Source organism: Aquihabitans sp. McL0605 (genome assembly GCF_049993875.1).
Taxonomy (GTDB): Bacteria; Actinomycetota; Acidimicrobiia; order Acidimicrobiales; family Iamiaceae; genus Aquihabitans.
Genome location: NZ_CP188252.1, coordinates 3,520,287 through 3,545,398 on the forward strand (window position 1 = coordinate 3,520,287; position 25,112 = coordinate 3,545,398).

Consider the following 25,112-nt stretch of genomic DNA (forward strand, 5'->3'; position numbering starts at 1 on the left):
GCGTCAGCCGTCGAGGCGGGCGAGCAGCTCGTCGACGATGTCGCCGTCGACGGCCGGGCCGAGCATGGTGGCCAGCCGGGTCATCGGGAACGAGCCGAGCATCCGGACCTGCGCCGGGTCCTGGGTGAGGCCGGTCATGTCACCGCCGGGGCTGCGGCGCAGGGCGTCGAGCAGGATCTCGTGGCCGACGGGGTGCTCGAGCCACTCGCCGAGGGTGCTGCTGCGGTCGAGCGGGTAGGCGATCGGCGCGCCGGTGATCGCGACCGCCGCGGTCAGCCGCAGGTCCCGCGACGACGCGCCCACCGCCACCTCGAACATGCCCGGCTCGAGCACCCAGCCGCCGGTGCGCGTCGACCAGTACGAGAGGTCGCGCTCGGTCAGCGTGAACGACACGGTGGCCGATTCGCCCGGCTCCAGCGCCACCTTGGCGAACCCCTTGAGCTCCCGGACCGGTCGGGTGACCGCGGCCTCGTGGTCGGCCACGTAGAGCTGCACCACCTCCTTGCCGCGCACGGGCCCGGTGTTGGTGATCGTGGCGCGGACCGCGAGCCGCGGCGCACCGGTCCACCCGGCGGAGGCGGCGCTCCCACCCGGGTGGTCGTGGACCTCGACGGTCAGGTCGGCGTAGTCGAACTCGGTGTACGACAGGCCGTGGCCGAACGGGTAGCTCACGGGCAGGTCGCGGGCGTCGTAGTGGCGGTACCCGATGTGCAGGCCCTCGCCGTAGCGCACGTGGCGGTCCTCGCCAGGGAAGCTGAGGTACGACGGCGTGTCCTGGATGCGGAGCGGCACCGTCTCCGCCAGGCGGCCCGACGGGTTCACCGCACCCAGGAGCACGTCGGCGATCGCGCTGCCGCCGGCCTGGCCGCCGAGCCAGCCCTCGACCAGGGCCCCGGCGTGGTGCCGCCATCCCTCGATCGCCACCACCGAGCCGTTGGCGAGCACCACGACCACCCGCTCGGTCGCGGCCGCCACGGCTTCGAGCACGGCCACCTGCTCCGGTGGCAGGTCGAGGTGGTCTCGGTCGTAGCCCTCGGACTCGAAGCTCGGCGGGAGGCCCAGGAACACGATGGCCACGTCGGCGCCGGTGGCGGTGGCGACCGCCTCGGCCCGCAGCGCCGCCGTGTCGGCCGAGGGGTCGTCGACGCCGAACCCGGGCGCGAAGTCGACGGTCACGCCGTCGGCCACGCCCGCCCGGAGGGCGGTGAGCGCGTCGTCGACGCGGGTGGGGTTGACCTTCGAGCTGCCCGCGCCCTGGAACCGGGGCGTGCGGGCGAACTCGCCGATGACCGCGATGCGGCCCTGGTGGAGGAGGAGGGGGAGCAGACCGTCGTTCTCGAGCAGCACCACGCAGTCGGCGGCGGCCTCGCGGGCCAGGGCGTGGTGGGCGTCGGCGTCGTAGGCGTCGTCCGACTCGACGCCGGGGAGGGTGCGATCGAGGAGCCGGAGCAGGCGCTCGATGGCCGTGTCGAGCGCGGCCTCGTCGAGGTCGCCGGCCTGCACGGCGGCGGCGATCCTCCTCGCGCTCGCGCCGCCGGTGGACGGCATCTCGAGGTCGAGGCCGGCCGGCAGCGCCCGGGTGGGATCGTCCACCGCCCCCCAGTCCGACACCACCACGCCGTCGAAGCCCCACTCGCCGCGCAGCACCTCGGTCAGCAGCCACGGGTCCTGCGAGGCGTAGACGCCGTTGATGCGGTTGTAGCTGCACATCACGGTCCACGGCCGGCCGTCGCGGACCACCCGTTCGAACCCGGCCAGGTACAGCTCGCGCAGCGGCCGCTCGTCGACGTCCGCGCTGACGCGCAGCCGATCGTGCTCCTGGTTGTTCACCGCGTAGTGCTTGAGCGACGTGCCCACGCCCTGGCTCTGGATGCCGTCGACCATCGCCAGGCCCAGCTCGCCAGCCACCACCGGGTCCTCGGACAGGTACTCGAAGTTGCGGCCGCACAGCGGCGACCGCTTCAGGTTGATCCCCGGCCCCAGCACCACCGCCAGGTCCTGGCCGCGGGCCTCCCCGCCGATGGCGACGCCGACCCGGCGCACCAGGTCTCGGTCCCAGCTCGACGCCAGGGCCGACGCCGTGGGGAAGCACGTGGCCGGCACGCTGCCCCCGATGCCGACGTGGTCGGTGCTGCGCTCCTGCTTGCGGAGCCCGTGCGGCCCGTCGCTCACCATGATCGACGGGATCCCGAGCCGCTCGATCTTCCGCGTCCACCAGAACCCGGACCCAGAGACCAGCGAGGCCTTCTCCTCCAGCGTCAGCTGATCGAGCAGGGCAGGCACATCGAACCGGGAAGCCGTCATCCCCGACTCACTACCACGCCCCACCCCCTCGAACGTTCTGTGACGGCCCGGGCAGAACGCCGGGTTCTCACAGGAAGTTCGGTGGGGCGGGTGGGTCAGACGTTGCGGCGGTAGCGGCCGCCGACCTCGAACAGGGTGTGGGTGATCTCGCCGAGCGAGCACGAGCGGGTGGCGTCCATGAGCACGTCGAAGAGGTTGTCGCCGGCGAGGGCGGCGTCTTGGAGGCGGTGCAGGGCCGCGGGGCGCTCGCCGGTGTGGCGCGCCTGGAAGTCGGCCAGGCGGCGGAGCTGCGACTGCTTCTCCTCGTCGGTGCTGCGCTGCAGCTCGATCTCGACGTGCCCGTCGTCGTCACCGTCGTCGGCCGCGGGCGGGAGGAACGTGTTGACGCCGATGAGCGGCAGGGTGCCGTCGTGCTTGCGGGTCTCGTAGAGCAGGGACTCGTCCTGGATGCGGCCCCGCTGGTAGCCGGTCTCCATGGCGCCCAGCACGCCGCCGCGCTCGGCGATGCGGTCGAACTCGGCGAGCACGGCGGCCTCCACCAGGTCGGTGAGCTCGTCGACGATGAACGAGCCCTGGTTGGGGTTCTCGTTCATGGCCAGGCCCCACTCCTCGTTGATGACGAGCTGGATGGCGAGGGCCCGGCGGACCGACTCGGCCGTGGGGGTGGTGACGGCCTCGTCGTAGGCGTTGGTGTGGAGGCTGTTGCAGTTGTCGTAGATCGCGATGAGCGCCTGGAGGGTGGTGCGGATGTCGTTGAACGCCATCTCCTGGGCGTGCAGCGACCGGCCGCTCGTCTGCACGTGGTACTTCAGCTTCTGGCTGCGCTCCGCGGCGCCGTAGCGGTCCCGCATGGCGACGGCCCAGATGCGCCGGGCCACCCGGCCCAGCACCGTGTACTCGGGGTCCATGCCGTTGCTGAAGAAGAACGAGAGGTTGGGGGCGAAGTCGTCGATCGCCATGCCCCGGGCCAGGTACGCCTCGACGTAGGTGAACCCGTTGGAGAGCGTGAAGGCGAGCTGGCTGATGGGGTTCGCGCCCGCTTCGGCGATGTGGTAGCCGGAGATGCTGACGCTGTAGAAGTTGCGGACCTGCTCGGCCACGAACCACTCGGCGATGTCGGCCATCATCCCGAGGGCGAACTCGGTGGAGAAGATGCAGGTGTTCTGGCCCTGGTCCTCCTTCAAGATGTCGGCCTGGACGGTGCCGCGGACGTTGGCGAGGACCCAGGCCCGCAGCTCGACGGCCTCCTCCGCGGTGGGCTCGCGGCCCTCCTCGGTGCGGAACCGGTCGAGGCGCTGGTCGATGGCCGTGTTGAGGAACATGGCGAGGATGGTGGGCGCGGGGCCGTTGATGGTCATGGAGACCGACGTGCTCGGGTCGCACAGGTCGAAGCCGTCGAACAGCACCTTCATGTCGTCGAGGGTGGCGATGCTCACCCCCGAGTTGCCGACCTTGCCGTAGATGTCGGGGCGCAGGTCGGGGTCGAAGCCGTAGAGCGTGACGCTATCGAACGCGGTGGACAGGCGGGTGGCCGGCTGGCCCTCGGAGAGGAGGTGGAAGCGCGTGTTGGTCTTGAAGGCATCGCCCTCCCCGGCGAACATGCGCGCCGGCCGCTCCCCGTCGCGCTTGAACGGGAAGACGCCGGCGGTGAACGGGAACCGGCCGGGCAGGTTCTCGAGCATCAGGAACCGCAGCAGCTCGCCGTGGTCGGTGAAGCGGGGGAGCGCCACGCGGGGGATCTTCGACCCCGACAGCGACTCCTTGGTGAGCTGGGTGTGCAGCTCCCGGCCGCGGATCTCGATGACGTGCTCGTCGCCGGAGTAGTCGGCCACGGTCTGGGGCCAGACGGCGAGCAGCCCGCGGGCCTCGGCGCCGAGGCGCTGGTCGGCGGCTGCCTCCAGCTGGGGCAGCTTGGCCGCCTCGGCATCGCCGCCCGTCTCGGCCACCAGGGCTCGAACGGCTCGGAGCTGCTGGAGCTCGCGGGCCACCGCAGCTTGGTCGGCGACCGTGGCGTGGTGGTCGCGCACGTGCGCGGCGATGTCGGCGAGGTAGCGGGCCCGGGCGGCGGGGACGATGGCGGTGTCGGCGGAGGAGACCTTGGTGTCGACGTGGGGGAGGACCCCGCCGCCGGCGACGCTCGTCAGCCCGTGCGCCTGCAGCCGGGAGCGCAGCTCCTGGTAGAGGCCGGTGACCCCGTCGTCGTTGAACCGGGATGCCACCGTGCCGAACACCGGCATCTCGTCGGGCGAGGAGCCGAACGACTCGGAGTTGCGGACCAGCTGGCGCCGGACGTCGCGCAGGGCGTCCTCGCCGCCGCGGCGGTCGAACTTGTTGATGGCCACGACGTCGGCGAAGTCGAGCATGTCGATCTTCTCGAGCTGGCTGGCGGCTCCGAACTCCGGGGTCATCACGTAGAGGGACAGGTCGACGTGGTCGACGATGGCGGCGTCGCCCTGGCCGATGCCGGGCGTCTCGATGATGACGAGGTCGGCGCCCCACGCCTTGGCGGCGGCGACGATGTCGTCGGTGCCCTGCGGGACCACGGTGCCGGCGGTGCGGGTGGCGAGCGAGCGGAAGTAGATGGTCCCGGGGTCGATCGAGTTCATGCGGATGCGATCGCCCAGCAGCGCGCCGCCGCCCTTGCGCCGGGTGGGATCGATGGCGATCACGGCCACCTTGAGCTTGTCCTCGTGGTCGAGGCGGAAGCGGCGGACCAGCTCGTCGGTGAGCGACGACTTGCCCGAGCCGCCGGTGCCGGTGATGCCGAGGACCGGCACGGTCCGCGCCTCGGCCGCGGCCCGCAGCTCGGCGCGCTGCACCGACGGCAGCGTGTCGGACTCGATGGCGGTGATGACGCGGGCGAGCACCGCGTGGTCGCCGCCGAACAGGCCGTCGAGCGTGCCGGGCAGGTCGACGGCGAGCTCGACGTCGGCCGCCTGGATGAGCGTGTTGATCATCTGCGGCAGGCCGAGCGACTGGCCGTCGTGGGGCGAGAAGATGCGGCTGACCCCGTAGGCGTGGAGCTGATCGATCTCCGAGCGCACGATCACCCCGCCCCCTCCGCCGAAGACCTTGACGTGACCGGCGCCCCGCTCGCGCAGCAGATCGACGAGGTACTGGAAGTACTCGACGTGGCCGCCCTGGTACGAGCTGATGGCGACGCCCTGCACGTCTTCTTGCACGCAGGCGGTGACCACCTCGTCGACCGAGCGGTTGTGTCCGAGGTGGATGACCTCGGCGCCCTGGCTCTGGAGGATGCGCCGCATGATGTTGATCGATGCGTCGTGGCCGTCGAACAGGCTGGCCGCGGTGACGAACCGGACCGGGTGGACGGGCTGGTGGAGGGCTTCGCTGGTCACGGGGAACAGAATACTTTGACTTCCAACTATCTGTCTACCGACTGTCGGATGACCGAGCGACTACCCTGGTCGGCCATGGTGCGCCCGCTGCCCTTCGACCCCATCGCCGAGGCCGGCCGCCAGTGGGACGGCCAGGGATGGGACGAGTCCGCTGCCATGCAGGCCGCCACCTCGATCATGCGGGCCCAGCAGATCGTGCTCTCCCGGGTCGACGAGGCCCTGCGCCCGTGGTCGCTCACCTTCGCCCGCTACGAGGTGCTGGTCCTGCTCCACTTCTCGAAGCAGGGCGTGCTGCCGCTCGGGAAGATGGGCGACCGGCTGATGCTCCACCAGGCGAGCATCACCAACCTCGTCGACCGGCTCGAGCAGCAGGGCCTCCTGAAGCGGGTGCCGCACCCCACCGACCGCCGCACCACCCTCGCCGAGCTCACCGCCGAGGGCCGCGCCACGGTGGTCGATGCCACCAAGGCCGTCGTCGCCGCCTCCGTGGGCGTGACCGAGCTCACCGACCGGGACAGCGCCGACCTCAACCGCATCCTGCGCAAGCTCCGAGCCGGCGCCGACGACTTCGACACCTGACCGCTCCCCGCGGACCGGCCCGCGAGGTCAGGCGGCGGTCGCGCCGATCGGCAGGCGCAACGTGATCGTCGATGGTCGGTGATCGTGGACGACGGCGTGGCAGGCTCCGGGCGTGCTGCGCCCTGCCACCACCGAGGACCTGCCATTCCTGTGGGAGATGCTCGGGCACTCGTCGGCGCCTGACGGCCCGCCGAACACCGTCGAGGCCATGGAGGCGATCCCCGGGCTCGCCCGCTACCTCGACGGGTGGGGGCGGGTCGGCGACACGGGCCTGGTGGCGGTCGACGACGAGACCGGCGAGCGGTTGGGGGCGGCCTGGTACCGCTCCTTCCCGGCCGACGCGCCCGGCTACGGCTTCATCGACGTGCAGACGCCCGAGATCGCCATCGCCTGCACGCCGGCCGCTCGGGGCCGAGGCACCGGGCACCAGCTGATCGAGGGGCTGCTCGCCCGGGCGCACGCCGACGGCCTCGCCCGGCTGAGCCTGAGCGTGCGCACCACCAACGTTCCCGCGGTCCGGGTCTACGAGGACAGCGGCTTCGTCGGCGTCCTGCTCGAGCCCGACGGCCTCCACCTCACCATGGCCGCGCCCACCCATCCCGAGCCGGCGCCGGACGAGCGGCTCGATATCCGGTCGCTGGCGCCCGGCGAGCTCGACCTCTCGGTCCTCCCGCCCAGCGAGTGGGGGTCGACGATCGTCAGCGTCGGCGTCGAGCACCGCGTCGCCGACCTCGGAGCGCTCCTCGCCGAGATCGGGGGCCGGCCCGCCGGCCTCCTCACCTGGCGCCGGGTAGAGGCCGCGAACGAGATCGAGGTGGTGGGCCTCGAGGCGTGGGTGCGCGACCGCGGCGTGGGCTCGGCGCTGCTGCGGGCCGTGCGGAGCGAGGGCCGGCGCCTCGGTGTCGACCGGCTGTGGCTCATCACCAACAACGACAACACCGATGCCCTGCGCTTCTACCAGCGGCGGGGCTGGGACCTGGTGGCCGTCCACCGCGGCGGCGCCGATCGCTCCCGGGACGTGAAGCCGTCGATCCCGCTCGTCGGTGCTCACGGGATCCCGGTGCACCACGAGGTGGAGCTGGAGCTCGTCGTCGATCCGTCGGTCTGAGCTGGGCGTTGCGGGCCCGGGTGCTCACGTTTCGGGTCGCACCGGCCGACAGGAACCGGGTGGTAGAGGTTGCCGACGACCGATACGCGACCGGCTCCGGCGCGTCACCCCCGCTGCACGCGCCGCGCCCCGAGGTCGAGGTGGTCACCGCCGCCAAGCGCACCCGGCGCCAGCGCGAGGCCGCCACCGTCATCACCGCCGACGCCCGGTGCACCCCGGTGCTGGTGCGCGCCGCGATCGTCGGCAAGGCGCGCATGCCGCGGGCCGCGCTCGAGATCCTGGCGCCGAACGGGGCGGTCATCGGCAACGTGGCCCTGCCCAACACCTCGGCCGACTTCGACCTCCACCAGCGCTTCTGGCTCGTCGGCGATCCGACGCCGGGGTCGGTGGTGGCGATCGTCGCCGAAGGCGGCCGCCAGATCATCCTCCCGGGCAGCCGCCTCCGGTCGGGACCGGCCGAGGGGCAGGACTGGTCGGGCGTGGCGTGCCGGATGCTCGGCTGGGAGCGGCGCGTGGCGCCCACCGATGCGCCTGCCGGCTTCCAGGCGGTGTTCTCCTCCGACCACCCGACGATCGACGGTCCGGGTTTCACGAAGGCGGTCCGCCGGTTCCGCACGGCGGCGGTGACGATCCCGCTCGTCTTCTTCGGGTTCTGCTTCCCGTTCCTCTTCGTGATCCCCCGGCTCGTGCAGTCCGGCACCTCGACCCTCTCGCTGCTGGTGCTGCCGGTGCTCGGCGGTGGGCTCATGACGATGTGGTCCGCGCACTGCCGGCGCGAGGTCGCCGCCCAGGCCGAGCTCGTCGAGGGCGGCGCGGCGAGGTGGGGCAAGGAGATCGCGTTCACCCAGTCGTACTGGGCCTCGATGCGCAAGCCCTCCGCCGCATGGGACGGGCCGATGCCCGCCGCGGCGGTCTGACCACCGGTCAGCAGATCGCGGCGACCGCCTCGGCGAACGCCGCGGTGTGGGCGTCGACGTCGGCCTGGGTGGTGCTCGGCGCCATCAGCGCCATGTTGTGGAACGGGGTGATCAAGATGCCCCGGTTGGCCATGGCCAGGTGGAGGTACTCCTCCACGTCGTCGTCGCCTGCGGCCGCCGACTCGGTGCCGGTGCGCGGCGCCGGGCGCGCGAACCGGTACTCGGCCCGGGCGCCGAGCTGCACGATCGACCAGGGGAGGTCGTGGCGGTCGAGCGTGGCCTGCACCCCGGCGGTGAACGACGTGGCGAGATCGATCATGGCGACGAACGCGTCGTCGGTGAGGACCTCGCCGAGGGTGGCTCGCGCCGCGGCGAGCGAGAGGGCGTTGCCGGCCAGGGTGCCGCCGACCCCGCCCACGTCGACCAGGTCGGCGTCGGAGGCGTCGACCTTGGCCTGGAGCCGGGCGGCCACCGCAGCCGAGAGCCCGTAGGCGCCGATGGGCACGCCGCCGGCGAACGACTTGCCGAGCGTGACGATGTCGGGGCGCAGGTCCCAGGCCTGCGTGCACCCGCCCGGACCGGCCGACAGCGTGTGGGTCTCGTCGATCAGGAGCAGCGTGCCCGTGCGGTCGCAGGCGGCGCGCAGCCCATCGAGGAACCCGGGGTCGGGGAGCACGATGCCGATGTTGGTGAGCGCCGGCTCGGTGATCAGCACCGCCACGTCGCCGGGGGCCAGCGCCGCCTCGACCGAGTCGAGGTCGTTCCACTCGACGGCCCGGGTGGTCTCGGCGGGCGGGACGGCGGGGCCGACGTTGCCGACCCGGGCCACCGTGGAGCCGTCGTCGGCGCGCACCACGAAGGTCTCGTCGACGGTGCCGTGGTACGCGTACGCGAACGAGGCGACCAGCGGGCGGCCCGTCACCAGGCGGGCGAGCCGAAGCGCCCAGCGGTTGGCGTCGGTGGCGGTGAGCGCGAACGACCAGCGGGGCACGCCGAAGCGGCGGGTCAGCTCGCCGGCGACCCAGGCGGCATCGGCCGTGGGCAGCATCGCGGTCACGCCCCCCACCTCCTCGACCTGGTGGCGGATCGCGGCGATGGTGGGCGCGGGGGAGTGGCCGGCCATGGCGCCCGTGTCGCCCAGGGCGAAGTCGATGTAGGTGTGGCCATCGACGTCGGTCACCCGGCTGCCGCGGGCCTGGGCCAGGAACATCGGGAAGCCGCCCACCCACTTGGCCATCCACGTCATCGGCACCCCGCCGATCAGGTGCTCGGCCGCCTCGGCAGCAGCAGCCCTCGACGCGGGCCGGGCGGCGGCGAAGGCCGCCTGCTCTGCTGCGAGGCGCTCGGCGAGCTTGGTGCGGTCGACGTCGGCCATCGGTTCCTCCGGCAGGTGGGCGCTGGCCGGACCGTACCGTGCGAAGTGGGAGCGGGTGCCGGGGGAACCGGGTCCCGGCACCCGCCCACGTCCGAGCGAGCAGCGGTGTCGGTCGCCGCTCGTTCGGGATCTCGGGTCGATCGTGGTGATCAGACCGTGCGCAGCTCCGCGGGGACGCGAGCCGGGCGGGTGAGCGTCTCGGCCTCGTCCATGCCGAAGGGCCAGGTGGCGCGGGCCTCGACCCGGCCGGCCTTGGCGAGCTCCTGCACGACGCGGACCTCATGGCCGACGCGGCACTGGTCGAGGCAGATGAGCAGGAGGCCGAGCGGGGTGGGCAGGGACCGGAAGACCGAGTGGCGGTGGGTGCCGTCGCCGTCGATGAGGAGGTCGACCCGGACCAGGTCGCACCCGTCGAGGCGATCATCGAGCCAGCGGTGCGCGTCTTCCGTGGCGGAGCGGAGGGCCTGGGCGACCACCCGGCGGCGCTCGCGCCCGTCGGCGAGGTCGCCGGCGAACCACTGCTCGAGCTGCTCGAGCAGCCAGGCCTGACGGGCCGGGTGGGCGGCGGCGCCGCCCTGGAAGAGGGTGAGCGGATCGGTGGGGACGTGGGGTTCGGCGGTCATGGGTCCTCGTCGGCAGCGGTGTTAGGCATGCTTAACACACCACGCCAAGGGGTTGTCAAGAGGCGGCCGGGATTCCGCCTCGTTGACCGAGCCATCGCCGCGATGGCACAGTCCCGGGCCATGACCGCCGCGGCTCGCCCACGTCACGGCCGAGCCGATGGGCGCGAGCGCCGGGTGGCCGGCTTCGGTGGGCTCGAGCTCCAGGTCCACGAGCACGGCCCGGCCGGTGCACCCACCGTCGTCCTGGTCCACGGCTACCCCGACGACCACGCCATGTGGGACCCGGTCGTCGAGCGGCTCGCCCCGCGCCACCACGTGGTGGCCTACGACGTCCGCGGCGCCGGCACCTCCGGTGTGCCGCGCGCCCAGCCCGACCTGGTGGCCCGGCTGGTGGCCGAGCAGGTGGCTGCGGTCGAGGCCGCTCGCACGACCTGATCGACGGCTCCTCCGCGATCAGCTGCCGGCGTCGACCTCGGCGTCGGCCTCGGACTCGGCGATCTGGCGCCGGATGTCGTCCATGTCGAGGGCCTGCACCTGGCTGACCAGGTCTTCGAGCGTGGCGGCTGGAAGGGCGCCCGGCTGCGAGAACACCAAGATGCCGTCGCGGAACACCATCAGCGTGGGGATCGACTGGATGCCGGCGGCGCCGGCCAGGCCCTGCTCGGCCTCGGTGTCGACCTTGGCGAAGGTGATGTCGGGGTGGTTCTCGGACACGGCCGAGAAGGTGGGTGCGAACGCTCGGCACGGTCCGCACCACGACGCCCAGAAGTCGACCAGCACGGTGCCCTCGGCGCCGACGGTCTCGGGGAAGGTTGCTTCGGTCAGGTCGATGGTTGCCATGGGTGCTCCGGTCGTCGTGGTGGCACTGGCTCCAACGATGCGAGGGCTCCGGTCATTCCCCGCCCCTGCCTCAGGCGCCGGGCGGCTCGGTGACGAAGTCGATGAGCTCCTCGACCGCGCCGATCAGCGGCGGCTCCAGATCGGTCCAGCTGGTGACCCGGCCGAGCAACTGCTTCCAGAACTGCCAGGGCTCGGCGTCGACCCCCAGGCGCCGCAGCACGCCCTCCTTCCACGGCTCGCCGCGAGGGACCTCGGGCCAGGCCGCCACCCCGAGCACGCTGGGCTTCACCGCCTGCCAGATGTCGATGTAGGGGTGCCCGGTCACCAGGACGTCGGGGTGGGTCACGGTGGCCGCGATCCGCGTCTCCTTCGAGCCGTCGACCAGGTGGTCGAGCAGGATGCCGAGCCGCCGGCCGGGCTTGGGCGCGAACGCGCGCACCACGTGGTCGAGGTGGTCGGCGCCTTCGAGCTGCTCCACCACCACCCCCTCGGCGCGCAGGTCGTCGCCCCACACCTTCTCGACCAGCTCGGCATCGTGGAGGCCCTCGACGAGGATCCGGCTGGCCCGCGCCACCTGGGCCGGCGCCCGGGGCACGGCGATCGAGCCCGACGCGGTTCGAGCCGCCGTCGCCGGACCGCTCGCCCCGGGGGCAGGGCCACGGGGCTCGACCAGCGTCACGACCTTGCCGTCGACCTCGAACCCGCCCTTGAGCATCGTCATGCGGTGCTCGAAGCCCTGGCGGTCCTTCACGTGCAGGTAGCCGTTGACCACGCCCACCACCGTGCCGGTGATCGGGGTGCCGCGCTGCTTGACCACCAGCCCGGCGCGGGCTGGGACCTGGGGGTGCTGGACCCGCGGGTTGCGCGGCCCATCGAGGTCGATCGGGTCCGACAAGATGCCGTCGTTGCGGCGGCGAGGCGGGGGAGCGGCCATGGCCCGAGGGTACGCGGCGCACCGGCACCGGCCGTCGACCCCCTCCCGTGGCGCTGCGGGCCTGGTCGCGGGGTGCTTGCGGCTCCGGTGACGGGAGGTGCGTACCCTTGACGGCCATGAGCGAACGCGCCTGGTCGGTCACCCCCTCGGGTCCCCTGCGGGGCGATGTCTTCATCCGAGGGTCCAAGAACGCCGTGACCAAGCACATGGTCGCCGCCATCTTGGGCGAGGGCGCGAGCACCATCCGCCAGGTCCCCGAGGTCGGCGACGTCGCCATCACCGCCGACATCCTCCGGTCCCTGGGCGTGGGCGTCGAGCACGACGAGGCCGCCGGGGTCATCACCGTCGAGCCCCACGAGGGCGTCACCACCCGCGTCCCGCTCTCGTTCAGCGGGCTCAACCGCATCCCGATCCTCCTGCTCGGCCCGCTGCTGCACCGCACCGGCGAGGCGTTCGTCCCCCTGGTCGGCGGCGACAGGATCGGCCGCCGCCCGGTCGACTTCCACATCGAGGCCCTCACCGCGCTCGGCGCCGAGATCGAGGAGACCGACGAGGGGCTCCACGCCAAGGCCGCCCAGCTGCGCGGCGCCAAGATCGAGCTGCCCTACCCGTCGGTCGGTGCCACCGAGACCGTGCTGCTCACGGCCGTGCTGGCCGAGGGGCGCACCGTCCTGCGCAACGCCGCCACCGAGCCCGAGGTCATCGAGCTCGCCCTCTTCCTGCAGCGCATGGGTGCGCGCATCGAGCTGTCGCCGGGCCGCAAGTTCACGATCGACGGGGTGTCGTCGCTGCGCGGGGCGGAGACCACGCTCGAGGGCGACCGCAACGAGGCGTTCAGCTACCTGGTGGCCGGGCTGCTCACCAAGGGCGAGGTGCGGGTGCACGGCTGCGACCAGGACCGGCTCGTCACGGCCATCACCACGCTCAACCGCATGGGCGCCCAGTTCGACATCACCGACGAGTACATCTTGGCCACCTCGCCTCGCGGCCTGTCGCCGGCCGCCGTGCAGACCGACACGCACCCCGGGTTCATGACCGACTGGCAGACGCCCCTGGTGGTCCTGTTCACCCAGGCCGACGGCATGTCCGTGCTGCACGAGACGGTCTACGAGGACCGGCTGGTCTACGTGCCCGCGCTGAAGCAGATGGGTGCTGAGATCGAGCTGTTCTCCACGTGCCTCGGCGGCGAGTCGTGCCGCTTCCACGACACCAACGCCGTGCACTCCGCCGTCGTCAAGGGCGTGTCCAAGCTGCGAGGGGCCAAGGTCGAGGTGCCCGACGTGCGGGCCGGGTTCTCGTCGGTCATCGCTGCGGCCATCGCCGACGGCACCTCGGAGATCAGCGGCATCCACCACCTCGAGCGCGGCTACCACCGCCCGATGCAGCAGTTCGCCGAGCTCGGCCTCCCCATCACCACCGTCGAGATCTGACCTCACGCCCGCCGCCCGCCTCGTCGCGGCTGCGCGGGGTCACGGGTGGTCGGTGGGCAGTGCCTGGTGACCAGAAGGTGGGCGGGGCGGGTGCGAGGTCGGGGAGCGGCGGCTCGTAGCGTGGGCGAGCCATGATCCTGCTCGACGCCACCGGCCTGTCCGCCTCCCGACCCGGTCGGCAGCTGTTCTCCGACGTGTCGCTGACCCTGTCGACCGGCGACCGGCTGGGTCTCGTCGGCATCAACGGCACCGGCAAGTCGACGCTGCTGCGGGTGCTGGCGGGCAAGACCGATCCCGAGGACGGCACCCTCCGGCCCGGGCGCGGCTCCCGGGTCGTGATGCTGGACCAGGCCGACGACCTGCCCGTGGGCACGGTGCACCACGCCGTGGCGCCCGGCGCCCATCCCGAGCGGGAGTGGGAGGTCGACGTGATCCTGAGCCGGCTCGGCATCGGCGACCTGGCCGACGTGGCCACCGACCGCCTGTCGGGCGGGCAGGCCAAGCGGGTGGCGCTGGCCCGGGCGCTCGTCGAGGTGGGACCCGGCGGCGGGCCCGACGACGACTCCGTCCTGCTCATCCTCGACGAGCCCACCAACCACCTCGACATCGATGCCATCGCCTGGCTCGAGGACCGCCTGGCCGGCCACCGCGGCGGCCTCATCCTGGTCACCCACGACCGTCACGTCCTCGACCGGCTCACCACCCGCATCCTCGAGCTCGACCGGGGCAAGGCCTACGTCCACGAGGGCGGCTACTCGTCCTACCTCGAGGCCCGGTTCGAGCGCGACGCCCAGGCCGCCACCGCCGAGTCGGTCCGCAAGAACCTGGCCAAGAAGGAGCTGGCGTGGCTCCGGCGCGGCGCCCCGGCGCGGACCGCCAAGCCCAAGGCCCACATCCGCTCGGCCACCGCGATCGTCCAGGGCAAGGCTGAAGCGCCGGCGCGGCGCGGCGAGATGCCGCTGCACGTCGAGACCCCGCGCCTCGGCGACCAGGTGATCGAGCTCCACGGGGTCGGCCACCAGTTCGGGCCCGACGCGCCGTGGCTGTTCCGCGGCGTCGACCTGCTGCTCGATCCGCGCGAGCGCCTCGGCGTCGTCGGTCCCAACGGCGCGGGCAAGACCACGCTCCTGCAGATCATGGGGGGCCGCATCGCGCCCGCCGAGGGCCGCGTCGTGGTCGGGTCCACCGTCGAGCTGGCCGTGTGGGACCAGCGCGGCGCCGACCTCGACCCCACCATGCGCGTGCGTGACGCGGTGTCGGGCCCGGCCCGCCACGCCGACTGGTCCGATGCGTCGCTCCTCGAGCGGTTCTGGTTCGACGGCGATGCCCAGTGGGCCCCCATCGGGACGCTGTCCGGCGGGGAGCGTCGCCGCCTCCAGCTGCTGCTGACCCTGGCCAAGCGGCCCAACGTGCTGCTCCTCGACGAGCCCACCAACGACCTCGACCTCGATTCGCTGCGCGCCCTCGAGGACTTCCTCGACGACTGGCCCGGCGCCCTGGTCGTCGTCAGCCACGACCGGGCGTTCCTCGAGCGCACCGTGGCCGACGTGGTCGTCATCGACGATGCCCACGACGTCGAGCGCCTCCCGGGCGGCTACGCCACGTGGGAGCAGGGCCGCCGCCAGACCGGCTCGTCGGCGGGCGCCACCAGCGCGTCGCGAGGCGGCGGGACGAAGGGCAAGGGCAAGGTCTCCGCCGGCTCCACCACGGCTGCTCCGGCGGGCCGGTCCGCATCGCCGGTGGGGGCCCAGAAGCGCAGCCCCAGCACGCTGGGGCGGCTCATGAAGGACGCGGAGAAGGAGATGCGCAAGCTCGACAAGGCGCGCTCCGCCCTGGTCGACCGGCTGGCCCAGGTCGATCCCACCGACCACCAGCAGCTCGCCGCCGTCGGCCACGAGGTGGCGGAGGTCGATGCCAAGCTGGCCGACACCGAGGAGCGCTGGCTCGCCCTCGGCGAGGAGCTCGAGGCCTGACCCTCGGCGGGCCCGTCGGGTAGCGGCCCGCTCGGGACCGGCTGCCCTCGGGTGCGCGGCGACGTGGTTGACTGCCGCGATGGCCACCAGCGAACCCGAGATCACCCAGCCGGTCGACCTGTGCCTTCCCGGCGGGAAGGTGCTGAACCCGGCGGCGCGAGGGTGGTCGCGCACCCCGCTGCACACCGGCAACCTCCGCGGCCGCTGGGGGCGCACGAAGCGGTGGGACTACTGGGCGATCCTCGCCGGCGACTGGTCGATCGCCATCGTCTACGCCGACGTCGACTACCTGGGCATCGCCGAGGTGTGGTGGTGCCACCTGCCCACCGGCGAGACCGGAGGCCGGGCCGCCAACGTGCCCGGTGCCCGAGGCATCGCGCTGCCCGACCGGCCGGGGTCGGCGCCGCTGCGGTACGAGTCGTCGAAGATCGAGGTCGCCCTCACCGACGACCCCGAGGGCACCACGATCGCGGCGTGGTGGACCGACGGCGACGGGCAGCGCAGCTCGCTCAACGCCCGGATCGACCTGCCCGCCGGCCACGAGTCGCTCAACGTCGTGATCCCCTGGTCGGACAAGCAGTTCCAGTACACGTCGAAGCACCAGGCCCGACCGGCCCACGGCACGCTCGAGGTCGGCGACCAGGTGGTGCACTTCGGGTCGTCCGCGGCGTCGGCGGCGATCGATGCCGAGGTCGATCCGGAGGGGACCCACCGCGTCGACGAGGCGTGGGGCGTGCTCGACGTCGGTCGGGGTCGCTGGCCGTACGAGACCCGGTGGAACTGGGGCGGGGGCGCCGGGCGGTCGGCCGAGGGCGCCGTCGTCGGCATCCAGATCGGGGCCAAGTGGACCGAGGGCACCGGGTTCACCGAGAACGGCGTCATCGTCGACGGCGTGCTCACCAAGATCGGCGAGGAGCTGACCTGGGACTACCGCTGGGAGCAGCCGCTCGAGCCCTGGCGGGTGCACCACCCCGACGGCTCCTTCGACCTGACGCTCACGCCCACCTACGACAAGCACTCGCAGGTGAAGGCGGTCGTCATGGGCACCGAGGTGCACCAGGTGTTCGGCACCTGGTCGGGCCACGTCACCACCGACACCGGCGCGGTCCACCACGTCGACGGGCTCCAGGGCTTCGCCGAGGAGTCGCGCTCGCGCTGGTAGCAGCGGGCCGCGCCGCGGCGGCGGGCGGGTGCGGGGGATCCCGGCACCTCACGCGGCATCGGCAGCGGCTCCCGAGCGGTGCTCGATCGTGGAGCTGCCCACCTCGGAGCTGGTCGACGAGCGGGCCGACGCCGCCGCGCTGATCGGGGCGATCGCGGCCGCGGTCACGCCGACCGAGCCGGTCGTGATCACCGTGGCCGCTCGGGGATCCGGGCTCCCGCACGCCGAGAGGATGAGGGCGGCGCTGAGGATCCCAGGGCCGAGGACGGTTCGTGGCTTCGTCATGGGGGCATCGTCCGCCCACCACCTGGGAAGGGGCGCTGGGCACCCTTGGAGGTCCCGGGGAGCGGGCCCTGCGGACCAGGCTCGGACGCCGGGTACCGCCTAGCCTGCTCCGGCGGTCCTGCGCCCGACGTCGTCGGCCGCCTGCGGCGCCGCCTTCCATCCCCTCTCAACGGAGACCTCAGTGTCCGACCCCACCACCGACATCGCCCCCGCCTCCGGCAAGCTGGGCATCCTGCTGCCCGGCATGGGCGCCGTCGGCACCACGTTCATCGCGGGCTGCCTGGCCATCCGCAAGGGCCTGGCCAAGCCGATCGGCTCGCTCACGCAGATGGGCACCATCCGCATCGGTGCCCGCACCGACGACAACGTCCCGCTGATCAACGACTACGTGCCGCTCGCCCAGCTCGACGACCTGGTGTTCGGCGGCTGGGACGTGTTCGAGGACGACGCCTACGTCGCCGCCTCCCGCGCCGGCGTGCTCGACGGCCACATGCTCGAGCAGCTCGGCGAAGAGCTCCGCGCCATCAAGCCGATGACCGCGGTGTTCGAGCAGGCGTACGTGAAGAACCTGCACGGCAACCACATCAAGGAGGGCACCTCCAAGTGGGACCTCGCCGAGCAGCTGGCCACCGACATCCAGACCTTCAGCGAGACCAACGGCTGTGACCGCCTGGTCGCCGTGTGGTGCGGGTCCACCGAGGTGTACCGCGAGCCGTCGGCCGTCCACCAGACCGTCGCCGCGTTCGAGGAGGGGCTGAAGAGCAGCGATCCCGACATCGCCCCCAGCCAGATCTACGCCTACGCCCTGCTCAAGCTGGGCATCCCGGTCGCCAACGGCGCCCCCAACCTCAACCTCGACACCCCGGCCCTGCTCGAGCTGGCGGCCCGCAACCACGTGCCCGTCACCGGCAAGGACTTCAAGACGGGCCAGACCCTGATGAAGACCATCCTCGCCCCCGGGTTCAAGGCCCGCATGCTGGGCGTCGAGGGCTGGTACTCCACCAACATCCTCGGCAACCGCGACGGTGAGATCCTCGACGATCCCGAGAGCTTCAAGGCCAAGGAGGTGTCGAAGCTCGGCGTGCTCGACACCATCTTCGAGCCCGAGCGCTACCCCGACCTGTACGGCGACATCACCCACGTCGTGCGCATCAACTACTACCCCCCGCGCGGCGACAACAAGGAGGGGTGGGACAACATCGACATCTTCGGGTGGCTCGGCTACAAGATGCAGATCAAGGTCGACTTCTTGTGCCGCGACTCCATCCTGGCGGCGCCGTTGGTGCTCGACCTCGCCCTCTTCCTCGACCTGGCCAAGCGGTCGGGCCTCGAGGGCGTCCAGGACTGGCTGAGCTTCTACTGGAAGAGCCCGCAGGCGTCGGTGCCCGGCCTCAACCCCGAGCACGACATCTTCATCCAGCTCATGAAGCTGAAGAACACCCTCCGCCAGCTCAAGGGCGACGACCCGGTGACCCACCTCGACCCCGAGTACACCGACTGACCGACCCGTTCCTGGAGCACCCTGCGCCGGGTGCACGAACCTGCGAGCGCCCGGCCCCGGTGGCCGGGCGCTCGTCGTTTCCGACGGCTACCAGGTGAGGCCGAGCAGGTCTCGCATGGCCGCCGTGAAGTCGTGGTCGCCCAGCTGCTTGCGCGTGGCCAGGACCATCTCGGCGTCGGCCCCCACGGGGACCCGCAGCGGCGTGGCCGGATCGGCGATCGCGGCGGCGATGGCCTCACCCACCAGCTCGGGGGCGGGGCGGCCCTCGGGCCCGACCATCGTCTCGTCGGCCCCGCTCCACTGGCGGCGGAGCTCCTCGTACACCGTCCCGTCTTCACCGTGGCGCACCGCGTTGCGCATGCCCGGAGCGATGTAGCCCGGCTCCACGATCACCACCCGGACGCCGAAGTGGCCCACCTCGAACGACAGCGACTCGGACATGGCCTCCAAGGCGTGCTTCGTGCCGCAGTACCCGCCGGCGAGGGGGGCGGCCACCTTGCCCTCGACCGACGTGACGTTGACCACCACGCCCTCGCCGCGCTCGCGCATGGCGGGCACCAAGGCCCGGATCATCCGCATCGGCCCGAACACGTTCGTCTCGAACATCTTCAGCAGCACGTCGTGCGGGTAGGTCTCCATGGGGCCGGTCTCGGTGATGCCCGCGTTGTTGACCAGCACCTCGATGTCGCCGGCCGCGGCCACGCAGGCCGCCACGGAGGCCTCGCTGGTCACGTCGAGCGGGAGCTTCAGGGCCACGTCGAGGCCGTCGAGCGTCTCGAGCCGACGGGCGGTGGCGACCACCTGGTGGCCATGGCCGCTGAGCACCCGGGCGGTGGCCTCGCCGATGCCGCTGCCGGCGCCGGTGACGAGCACCCGCACCTCAGGCCCCTTCCGTGCGGTCGTCGTCGATCCGCGACCCCGGATCGGGTGGCGACCAGGCCGCCGGATCGTGCTCCAGGCCCGGCGCGGGGGTCGACTCCTCGTCGGCGAACGGCGGCTGGAACGTCCCCGGCGCGGTGGGGTCCGACGCCGACGCGGGCGCCGACGGGGGAGCGGCGGGCGTCGCGCTGGAACCCCCGGCACTGGCGATGATGCCCACGACGTAGGCCGCCGACAGGCCCAGCGTGCGGCCGGCATCGTCGATGATCTGGCGCTGGCCCGCGCTCATCGGCCCACCTGCGGTGGCCACCCGGACCAGGTCCGACAGGAACCGCTCGGCCCCGGCCGGCGCCAGGCCCTCGGCGAGCGGCGCCACGTACTGGGTGGCCAGGCCCGGATCCATCACCTGGAGGTCGCTGTCGAGCGTGTCGCCGCCGTAGCCCGGCGCCACCGACCCGACCAGCTCCACCGCCTTGGCCCGAACCGGCCCCGACCCCCGATCGCCCGCACCCACGATCATCACGGCCAGGGCGCGGATGGCGTTGTCGAGCGTCTGGCCCAGGGCTGCGGTGGTCGGCCGCTCGAGCACGTCGGGCCGATAGGTGCGCGAGCAGGTCTCGCAGCGGACCACCTCGCCCACCACGTTCAGCGGGATGATCGGGATGAAGAAGAAGGTGAACCAGCGCCGGGCCACCTGGCGCAGCCCGTTGCGGTCGCCGCCGCACCCCGGACAGAAGAACACCAGCGTCCCCACCGTCTTCATCCGCACCCGGAACCCGAAGATCAGCAGCATGTTCGACCCCTACGTCGTCGGCTCCTCGGATCGTACGGCAGCCGAGCACGAGGTCACCTGCGGTCCTGACCGATGTCGTCCACGGATGGCTGCCCTGCAACCGTTCGTCACCCGATCGCCGAGGTGCGCCCTCGCTCGCGTCGTGGCGCAGGTGCCCGGCAGAGGCGGGCGGACGTAGGAGGGAGGCCGCGGGTGGGGCCAGGCGTGGATGCGCAGCGGCCGCCGGGGGTGGTGGAGGCGGCGGTGGTCGGCGGAATGCTCAGGGACGGTCGGCGGGATCGTCGGCGGCGGGCTCCACCGCGGCCGCCACGCCCGAGATGATGCCCGTCACGTGCAGCGGGGTGAGGCCCAGACCCTGGCCCGCGGCTTCGAGCAGCCAGCGTTGGTGGCCGGTGATGGTGTGGGCCGCCAAGGCCACCTTCACCATGTCGGCGACGAGCGCCTCTTTGCCCTCGGCGACCATCGCATCGTCGAGGGGCTCCACCAGGGCGGCCACCTCGGCGGGATCGAGGCGCGCCATGTCCCGGTCGAGATCGTTCTGCGTGTAGGCCGGCCGGACGGTCCGAACCATCTGGACGGCCCGACGGCGCAGCGCCGGATCGGTCGCGCCGCCCGTGCGGACCGTCATGGCCGTGAGGGCCACCCGCACCTCGGTGAGCACGAGGGCCAGCGCGGCGGAGGTCAACACGTCGAGGGCCGCAGCCGGGTGGTCCGACCGGCACGAGCAGCACGTCGCCCGGTCATCCGATCCGCGCCACGGCAGCACGGCCAGCGGTCCGACGCGCACCCAGCGCCTCCCCTGGCGGACGATCGCCGTGCGGTCACCACCGCAGACGGGGCAGAAGAAGCCCGTCGTCCGACGGGTCGATGCCGAGATCGTGATCAGGGAGGGGGGAGCCATGGCCGAGATCCTGTGGGGGAGGGTCGGCCGCGAGCGTACCGTTCGAGCATTTCGGGCACCCGGCGGGATCATGATCGGTACCTGACGCCGCCGGAGGGTCGGTCTCCCTCGCCCCCCGGCAGCGGTCGGCCGGCGCCCCGGTGCGGGACCGGCCCGTGGCTCCGAGGTACGTGGCCGATGCCGATCGACGGGTCTCACGGGCCTGCCGGTAGCCTTGGAGCCACCATGGAAGACGCCCCCACCACCGCCGACGACACCGCTCCCGTCGTCACCAAGCCGGTTCCGCTCAAGGTCACCGACGCCGCCCTCACCCAGGTGCTGAGCATCCTGGGCGCCGAGGAGAACCCCGAGGCCCTGGGCCTGCGGGTGGCGGTCACCGGCACCCGCGGCGTCGAGTACGCCTACGACCTCTCCTTCGAGGAACGGGTCGATGCGGCCGACGACGACCTCATCTACGACCAGGGCGACCTGATCGTGATGATCCCGGCCGACAGCGTCGATGCCCTGTGGGGCGCCACGCTCGACCTGCCCTCGGCCGAGGGCCAGGGCGGCCTCGTGATCCGCAACCCCAACCGACCCGATCCGCTCCTTGGCGCCGAGGTCGAGCTCTCCGGCACGGTCACCGAGCGGGTCAACCAGCTGCTCGAGCAGTCGATCAACCCGGCGCTGGCGTCCCACGGCGGGTTCGCCAGCCTGGTCGAGGTGATCGAGCCGGCCGACGGCCAGACCGGGAGCAGGGCCGTCGTCACCATGGGCGGCGGCTGCCAGGGCTGCGCCGTCAGCGCCCTGACCCTGCGCGAGGGCATCCAGAAGTCGATCCTCGAGCACATCCCCGAGATCACCGAGGTCGTCGACGCCACCGACCACGACGCCGGCGTCAACCCCTTCTACACCGACGCCTGACCCCCGTTTTTCTGGTCGATCTTCCCCGCGCGACGTGGAACATCGACCAGAGCCCGGGCAGCCCTCGCCTTTCTGGTCGATCTTCCCCGCGTGAGGTGGAAGATCGACCAGAGAACCGGCAGGGCGTCAGGTCGAGGCGGCGATGGCCGCCAGCACCGTCTCGCACAGGTAGCGGTCGGTCATGGTCCACGTGAACCGCAGGACCGTCCACCCGAGCAGCGCGAGGTCATTGCCCCGGACGCGATCGGGATCGAACGCTGATCGCAGGCCGTGCTCGGCCCAGCCGTCCAGCTCGATGGCGATGTGCCACCGCGGGTACGCGAGGTCGATGAAGCCGGAACGCCCGTCGGGTCGCTTGACGGGGTGCTGGCGGACCGGCTCGGGGCAGGAGCCGTGAGCCAGGGCTTGGATGGCGCGCGACTCGAGCACGCTCCGACCGGGGTCGTAGCCCGGTTGTCGGGTGACGATGGCTTGCATCGCCGACAGCGGCTTGGGGCGTCCCCGGACGGTGAGGCGGGTGATGCACCCGGCGAGATCTCCGAGGTCGAGGTCGTGCTGACGGATCCCGACGTCGATCCACCGGCCCACCACCTCGGCGCTGTTCATCGGGGCGAGGTCGACGATGGTTCGGGCGAGCGACGTGACCGGCACGCCGGCGACCGTCGTCCGGTCGAGGTCGGGGAGCAGGATCGACCGGTGCACCGTCACCCCGGGCAGGCGGACGCGGCGGTGGGTGTCCATCGTGATCTCGACCCGTCCCGAGCGGGCGACCAGGTCCCAGATCCGGGCTCCGGTCCGATGGCTCCCTGACGCGTCACCTCCGGCAGCCAGACAGGCTCCGACGACCCGCTGCTCCCAGGTCGCCGGCGTCGCGCCCACGACGTAGACGCCGGATCGCTCGCGGCTCCACCCGCCGCGGGCCAGTCGGTGGTCGATCTGTCGATCCGTCGCATCGAGAGCCAGGGCTTGCGCCCGGGAGATGAGCCCGTGCTGGCCCTTCGCAACGCGCACGATGGCTGCCTCGTCCACGATCCGGTCCTTCCGCCACGTCGTCTCGACGACGACCATCTGGTGTGGGGAAGGCAGCTGTCATCTACCCCGTGGCGGAGCGGAGGGCTCCCGGTGCTCCGCAACTGGCGCAACCGTGCCACCCAATTCATCTGGTCGATCTTCCCCGTGGGAGGTGGGATATCGACCAGAGGATCGGCGGCACTTCACCTTGTGGTCGATCTTCCCCGCGTGGGGTGGGATATCGACCAGAGAACGTCTGGGGGGGGTTAGGCCAGGAGGGTCTGGGTGGTGGCGGCGATGCCTTCGGCGTCGAGGCCGAGGGTGGCGAGGATGGCGTCGGGCTTGCCGTGGGGGAGGTAGGTCACGGGGACGCCCTGGACGCTGACCCGGGGGGTGCGGCCGGTGCCGACGGTGCGCTCGCCGACCTCGCGGGCGATGGCCGAGCCGATGCCGCCCTCGCGGAGGCCGTCCTCGACGGTGACGACGACATCGAAGGAGGCGGCGTCGTCGAGCAGGGCGGGGTCGAGGGGCTTGACCACCCGCGGGTCCCAGACCGTGGCCTCGATCCCCTGGGTGGCGAGCAGGTCGGCGGCCTCCATGCAGGCGCCGAACATCTTGCCGACGCCGATGAGGCACACGTGCGCACCGCTGCGGGCCTTGCGAGCGGACAGACCGTGGCCGACCTCGCTCTCGTCGACGACGGGGGCGGCGGTCTTGGGCCAGCGCAGCGAGGCGGGGCCGTCGCACAGCTCGAGGGCATCGTGGAGCATCACCTGGAGCTCCTGGTACGAGGACGGGGCGAACATGGTCATGCCCGGCACCTTGGACAGCAGGACCATGTCGAGGATGCCGTGGTGGGAGGGGCCGTCGTCGCCGGTGATGCCGGCCCGGTCGAGGCAGAACACCACGGGCAGGTGGTGGAGGCCGACGTCGAGGTTGGCCTGGTCGAACGCTCGCGACAGGAACGTGGAGTAGACGGCGACGACGGGGCGCAGCCCGCCCATGGCCATGCCGGCGGCGGCGGTGACGGCGTGCTGCTCGGCGATGCCGACGTCGACGAAGCGCTCGGGGAACCGCTCCTGGAACGGGAGCAGGCCGGTGGATCCGGGCATCGCGGCGGTGATGGCGATGAGCTCGGGCCGGGCCTCTCCCTCCTTGACGATGGCCTCGGTGAAGGCGCTCGTGTAGCTGGGTGCGCCGGGACCCTTGGGCTGGGGGCCGAGCTCGGGGTTGAACACGCCGGACGTGTCGTGGAGGTGCTTCTCCTCGTCCTCCTCGGCGGGGGTGTAGCCCTTGCCCTTCTTGGTGAGGACGTGGACGACGACCGGCCCGTCGAACTCGGCGGCGTTGCGCAGCGCCTCTTCGAGGCGGGGGATGTCGTGGCCGTCGAACGGGCCGCTGTAGCGGACGCCGAGCGTCTCGAAGAAGATCGGCGGCTCGAGCATCTCGCGCAGGCCGGCCCGGGCGCCCGACAACCCCCAGGCGACGTGCTGGCCGACCATGGGCACCTGGCGGACGATCTCCTCGGCCCGGCGGCGCTGGCGGACGTAGCGGGGGTCGAGCCGCAGCCGCGACACGCTGGCGGTGAGGCGGCCGACGGTGGGGGCGTAGGACCGGCCGTTGTCGTTGAGCACGATGATGGCGCGCTGGCCGGTGTGGCCGAGGTTGTTGAGCGCCTCGTAGGCCATGCCGCCGGTGAGGGCGCCGTCGCCGATGACGGCGACCACGTGGTTGCGCTTCGGTGCGTCGCCCCGGTGGCGGGCGGTCTCCTCGTCGGCGTGCTCGGCCATGGCCAGGCCGTGGGCGTAGCTCAGCACCGTGGAGGCGTGGCTGTTCTCGATCCAGTCGTGCTCGGACTCGTCGCGGCTGGGGTAGCCCGACAGCCCACCGGCCTTGCGGAGCTGGGCGAACTCCTCCTGGCGGCCGGTGACGAGCTTGTGGACGTAGGCCAGGTGGCCGGTGTCCCAGAGGATGCGGTCGGAGGGGGAGTCGAAGACGCGGTGGAGGGCGAGCGTGAGCTCGACGACGCCGAGGTTCGAGCCCAGGTGCCCGCTGCCCGAGCGGGCGACGGCCCCCACGATGAAGTCCCGGATCTCCTGCGCCAGCACGGCGAGCTCAGGCTCCGAGAGCGAGCGGAGGTCTGCGGGGCAGGTGATCTTTTCCAACAGCATCGGCAGCGGGGCCTCCAGGAGAACTGCACGGCGTCTGGGCGTGGCACCACGGCCCGAACCCGGC

General features: G+C 72.4%; 21 protein-coding genes. 9 read left to right on the forward strand and 12 right to left on the reverse strand.

The genetic code is table 11. From position 1 onward, the window contains the following. Positions 1–3: 3 nt before the first annotated feature. Entirely contained in the window at positions 4–2,304 is a 2,301-nt protein-coding gene (locus ACPPVX_RS16215) for a glycoside hydrolase family 3 C-terminal domain-containing protein (RefSeq protein ID WP_426571613.1), read from the reverse strand. Positions 2,305–2,399: 95 nt separating this feature from the next. Then, a complete protein-coding gene (gene icmF, locus ACPPVX_RS16220; protein WP_426571614.1) occupies positions 2,400–5,663 on the reverse strand; it encodes a fused isobutyryl-CoA mutase/GTPase IcmF in 3,264 nt (1,087 codons plus the stop codon). 75 nt (positions 5,664–5,738) lie between these two features. Here icmF and ACPPVX_RS16225 point away from each other — a divergent pair, with 75 nt between their 5' ends. The 3 genes from ACPPVX_RS16225 to ACPPVX_RS16235 all read left to right on the forward strand — a co-directional run bounded on the left by ACPPVX_RS16225 (position 5,739) and on the right by ACPPVX_RS16235 (position 8,267). Next, positions 5,739–6,242, forward strand: a complete 504-nt coding sequence (locus tag ACPPVX_RS16225) for a MarR family winged helix-turn-helix transcriptional regulator (protein WP_426575047.1) — start codon at positions 5,739–5,741, stop codon at positions 6,240–6,242. A 112-nt stretch (positions 6,243–6,354) separates the two neighbouring features. Next, positions 6,355–7,350 carry a GNAT family N-acetyltransferase gene (locus ACPPVX_RS16230; protein ID WP_426571615.1) on the forward strand — a complete coding sequence of 332 codons (996 nt, stop codon included), beginning with the start codon at positions 6,355–6,357 and terminating at the stop codon, positions 7,348–7,350. 59 nt (positions 7,351–7,409) lie between these two features. After that, complete coding sequence (locus ACPPVX_RS16235) at positions 7,410–8,267, forward strand: hypothetical protein (RefSeq protein ID WP_426571616.1); 858 nt, start codon at positions 7,410–7,412, stop codon at positions 8,265–8,267. Positions 8,268–8,274: 7 nt separating this feature from the next. Here ACPPVX_RS16235 and ACPPVX_RS16240 read toward each other — a convergent pair whose 3' ends face one another. Together ACPPVX_RS16240 and ACPPVX_RS16245 are read right to left on the reverse strand one after the other, a co-directional pair. Beyond that, positions 8,275–9,642: a transaminase gene (locus tag ACPPVX_RS16240; protein WP_426571617.1), complete on the reverse strand. Its 1,368-nt coding sequence runs from the start codon at positions 9,640–9,642 to the stop codon at positions 8,275–8,277. A gap of 149 nt (positions 9,643–9,791) precedes the next feature. Then, positions 9,792–10,265: a hypothetical protein gene (locus ACPPVX_RS16245; protein ID WP_426571618.1), complete on the reverse strand. Its 474-nt coding sequence runs from the start codon at positions 10,263–10,265 to the stop codon at positions 9,792–9,794. A gap of 120 nt (positions 10,266–10,385) precedes the next feature. Here ACPPVX_RS16245 and ACPPVX_RS16250 point away from each other — a divergent pair, with 120 nt between their 5' ends. Beyond that, entirely contained in the window at positions 10,386–10,700 is a 315-nt protein-coding gene (locus ACPPVX_RS16250; RefSeq protein WP_426571619.1) for an alpha/beta fold hydrolase, read from the forward strand. A gap of 18 nt (positions 10,701–10,718) precedes the next feature. Here the strand turns inward: ACPPVX_RS16250 and trxA are convergent, their stop codons facing one another. Both trxA and ACPPVX_RS16260 read right to left on the reverse strand, forming a co-directional pair. Further along, complete coding sequence (gene trxA, locus ACPPVX_RS16255; protein WP_426571620.1) at positions 10,719–11,105, reverse strand: thioredoxin; 387 nt, start codon at positions 11,103–11,105, stop codon at positions 10,719–10,721. Between the two features lie 70 nt (positions 11,106–11,175). Beyond that, entirely contained in the window at positions 11,176–12,039 is an 864-nt protein-coding gene (locus tag ACPPVX_RS16260) for a DUF3097 family protein (protein ID WP_426571621.1), read from the reverse strand. Between the two features lie 116 nt (positions 12,040–12,155). Here ACPPVX_RS16260 and murA point away from each other — a divergent pair, with 116 nt between their 5' ends. The 3 genes from murA (at position 12,156) to ACPPVX_RS16275 (ending at position 16,604) form a co-directional block, all read left to right on the forward strand. Then, entirely contained in the window at positions 12,156–13,469 is a 1,314-nt protein-coding gene (gene murA, locus ACPPVX_RS16265; RefSeq protein ID WP_426571622.1) for a UDP-N-acetylglucosamine 1-carboxyvinyltransferase, read from the forward strand. 131 nt (positions 13,470–13,600) lie between these two features. After that, a complete protein-coding gene (locus tag ACPPVX_RS16270) occupies positions 13,601–15,442 on the forward strand; it encodes an ABC-F family ATP-binding cassette domain-containing protein (RefSeq protein ID WP_426571623.1) in 1,842 nt (613 codons plus the stop codon). Positions 15,443–15,521: 79 nt separating this feature from the next. Next, positions 15,522–16,604: a DUF2804 domain-containing protein gene (locus ACPPVX_RS16275; RefSeq protein WP_426571624.1), complete on the forward strand. Its 1,083-nt coding sequence runs from the start codon at positions 15,522–15,524 to the stop codon at positions 16,602–16,604. 48 nt (positions 16,605–16,652) lie between these two features. On the opposite strand, the gene ACPPVX_RS16280 is transcribed toward ACPPVX_RS16275, so the two are convergent. Further along, a complete protein-coding gene (locus ACPPVX_RS16280) occupies positions 16,653–16,889 on the reverse strand; it encodes a hypothetical protein (protein WP_426571625.1) in 237 nt (78 codons plus the stop codon). A 181-nt stretch (positions 16,890–17,070) separates the two neighbouring features. Here ACPPVX_RS16280 and ACPPVX_RS16285 point away from each other — a divergent pair, with 181 nt between their 5' ends. Beyond that, a complete protein-coding gene (locus ACPPVX_RS16285; RefSeq protein WP_426571626.1) occupies positions 17,071–18,390 on the forward strand; it encodes an inositol-3-phosphate synthase in 1,320 nt (439 codons plus the stop codon). Positions 18,391–18,477: 87 nt separating this feature from the next. Here ACPPVX_RS16285 and ACPPVX_RS16290 read toward each other — a convergent pair whose 3' ends face one another. The 3 genes from ACPPVX_RS16290 to ACPPVX_RS16300 form a co-directional block, all read right to left on the reverse strand. Next, positions 18,478–19,269: an SDR family NAD(P)-dependent oxidoreductase gene (locus tag ACPPVX_RS16290; RefSeq protein WP_426571627.1), complete on the reverse strand. Its 792-nt coding sequence runs from the start codon at positions 19,267–19,269 to the stop codon at positions 18,478–18,480. Between the two features lies 1 nt (position 19,270). Next, positions 19,271–20,062, reverse strand: coding sequence for a hypothetical protein (locus tag ACPPVX_RS16295; RefSeq protein ID WP_426571628.1), 792 nt, complete (start codon positions 20,060–20,062; stop codon positions 19,271–19,273). A 259-nt stretch (positions 20,063–20,321) separates the two neighbouring features. Further along, positions 20,322–20,963 carry a hypothetical protein gene (locus ACPPVX_RS16300; RefSeq protein WP_426571629.1) on the reverse strand — a complete coding sequence of 214 codons (642 nt, stop codon included), beginning with the start codon at positions 20,961–20,963 and terminating at the stop codon, positions 20,322–20,324. Positions 20,964–21,188: 225 nt separating this feature from the next. Between ACPPVX_RS16300 and ACPPVX_RS16305 the strand changes: the two genes are divergently transcribed. Beyond that, positions 21,189–21,866, forward strand: coding sequence for a NifU family protein (locus ACPPVX_RS16305; protein WP_426571630.1), 678 nt, complete (start codon positions 21,189–21,191; stop codon positions 21,864–21,866). A 126-nt stretch (positions 21,867–21,992) separates the two neighbouring features. Here ACPPVX_RS16305 and ACPPVX_RS16310 read toward each other — a convergent pair whose 3' ends face one another. After that, positions 21,993–22,607 (reverse strand): endonuclease domain-containing protein, encoded by a 615-nt coding sequence (locus ACPPVX_RS16310; protein WP_426571631.1) that lies wholly within the window; start codon positions 22,605–22,607, stop codon positions 21,993–21,995. A gap of 536 nt (positions 22,608–23,143) precedes the next feature. Further along, the gene (gene dxs, locus ACPPVX_RS16315; protein ID WP_426571632.1) at positions 23,144–25,048 is read right to left on the reverse strand and encodes a 1-deoxy-D-xylulose-5-phosphate synthase; all 1,905 of its coding nucleotides are present in this window, start codon (positions 25,046–25,048) and stop codon (positions 23,144–23,146) included. Positions 25,049–25,112: the final 64 nt, after the last annotated feature.

Excerpts from the sequence above, each read along its gene's own strand:
- ACPPVX_RS16215 (WP_426571613.1), bottom strand. The coding sequence starts at position 2,304 with ATGACGGCTTCCCGGTTCGATGTGCCTGCCCTGCTCGATCAGCTGACG.
- ACPPVX_RS16305 (WP_426571630.1), top strand. The coding sequence starts at position 21,189 with ATGGAAGACGCCCCCACCACCGCCGACGACACCGCTCCCGTCGTCACC.
- ACPPVX_RS16240 (WP_426571617.1), bottom strand. The coding sequence starts at position 9,642 with ATGGCCGACGTCGACCGCACCAAGCTCGCCGAGCGCCTCGCAGCAGAG.
- ACPPVX_RS16310 (WP_426571631.1), bottom strand. The coding sequence starts at position 22,607 with ATGGACACCCACCGCCGCGTCCGCCTGCCCGGGGTGACGGTGCACCGG.
- ACPPVX_RS16270 (WP_426571623.1), top strand. The coding sequence starts at position 13,601 with ATGATCCTGCTCGACGCCACCGGCCTGTCCGCCTCCCGACCCGGTCGG.
- ACPPVX_RS16300 (WP_426571629.1), bottom strand. The coding sequence starts at position 20,963 with ATGGCTCCCCCCTCCCTGATCACGATCTCGGCATCGACCCGTCGGACG.
- ACPPVX_RS16275 (WP_426571624.1), top strand. The coding sequence starts at position 15,522 with ATGGCCACCAGCGAACCCGAGATCACCCAGCCGGTCGACCTGTGCCTT.
- ACPPVX_RS16250 (WP_426571619.1), top strand. The coding sequence starts at position 10,386 with ATGACCGCCGCGGCTCGCCCACGTCACGGCCGAGCCGATGGGCGCGAG.
- ACPPVX_RS16260 (WP_426571621.1), bottom strand. The coding sequence starts at position 12,039 with ATGGCCGCTCCCCCGCCTCGCCGCCGCAACGACGGCATCTTGTCGGAC.
- ACPPVX_RS16280 (WP_426571625.1), bottom strand. The coding sequence starts at position 16,889 with ATGACGAAGCCACGAACCGTCCTCGGCCCTGGGATCCTCAGCGCCGCC.
- ACPPVX_RS16245 (WP_426571618.1), bottom strand. The coding sequence starts at position 10,265 with ATGACCGCCGAACCCCACGTCCCCACCGATCCGCTCACCCTCTTCCAG.
- ACPPVX_RS16295 (WP_426571628.1), bottom strand. The coding sequence starts at position 20,062 with ATGCTGCTGATCTTCGGGTTCCGGGTGCGGATGAAGACGGTGGGGACG.
- trxA (WP_426571620.1), bottom strand. The coding sequence starts at position 11,105 with ATGGCAACCATCGACCTGACCGAAGCAACCTTCCCCGAGACCGTCGGC.
- ACPPVX_RS16225 (WP_426575047.1), top strand. The coding sequence starts at position 5,739 with ATGGTGCGCCCGCTGCCCTTCGACCCCATCGCCGAGGCCGGCCGCCAG.
- dxs (WP_426571632.1), bottom strand. The coding sequence starts at position 25,048 with ATGCTGTTGGAAAAGATCACCTGCCCCGCAGACCTCCGCTCGCTCTCG.
- murA (WP_426571622.1), top strand. The coding sequence starts at position 12,156 with ATGAGCGAACGCGCCTGGTCGGTCACCCCCTCGGGTCCCCTGCGGGGC.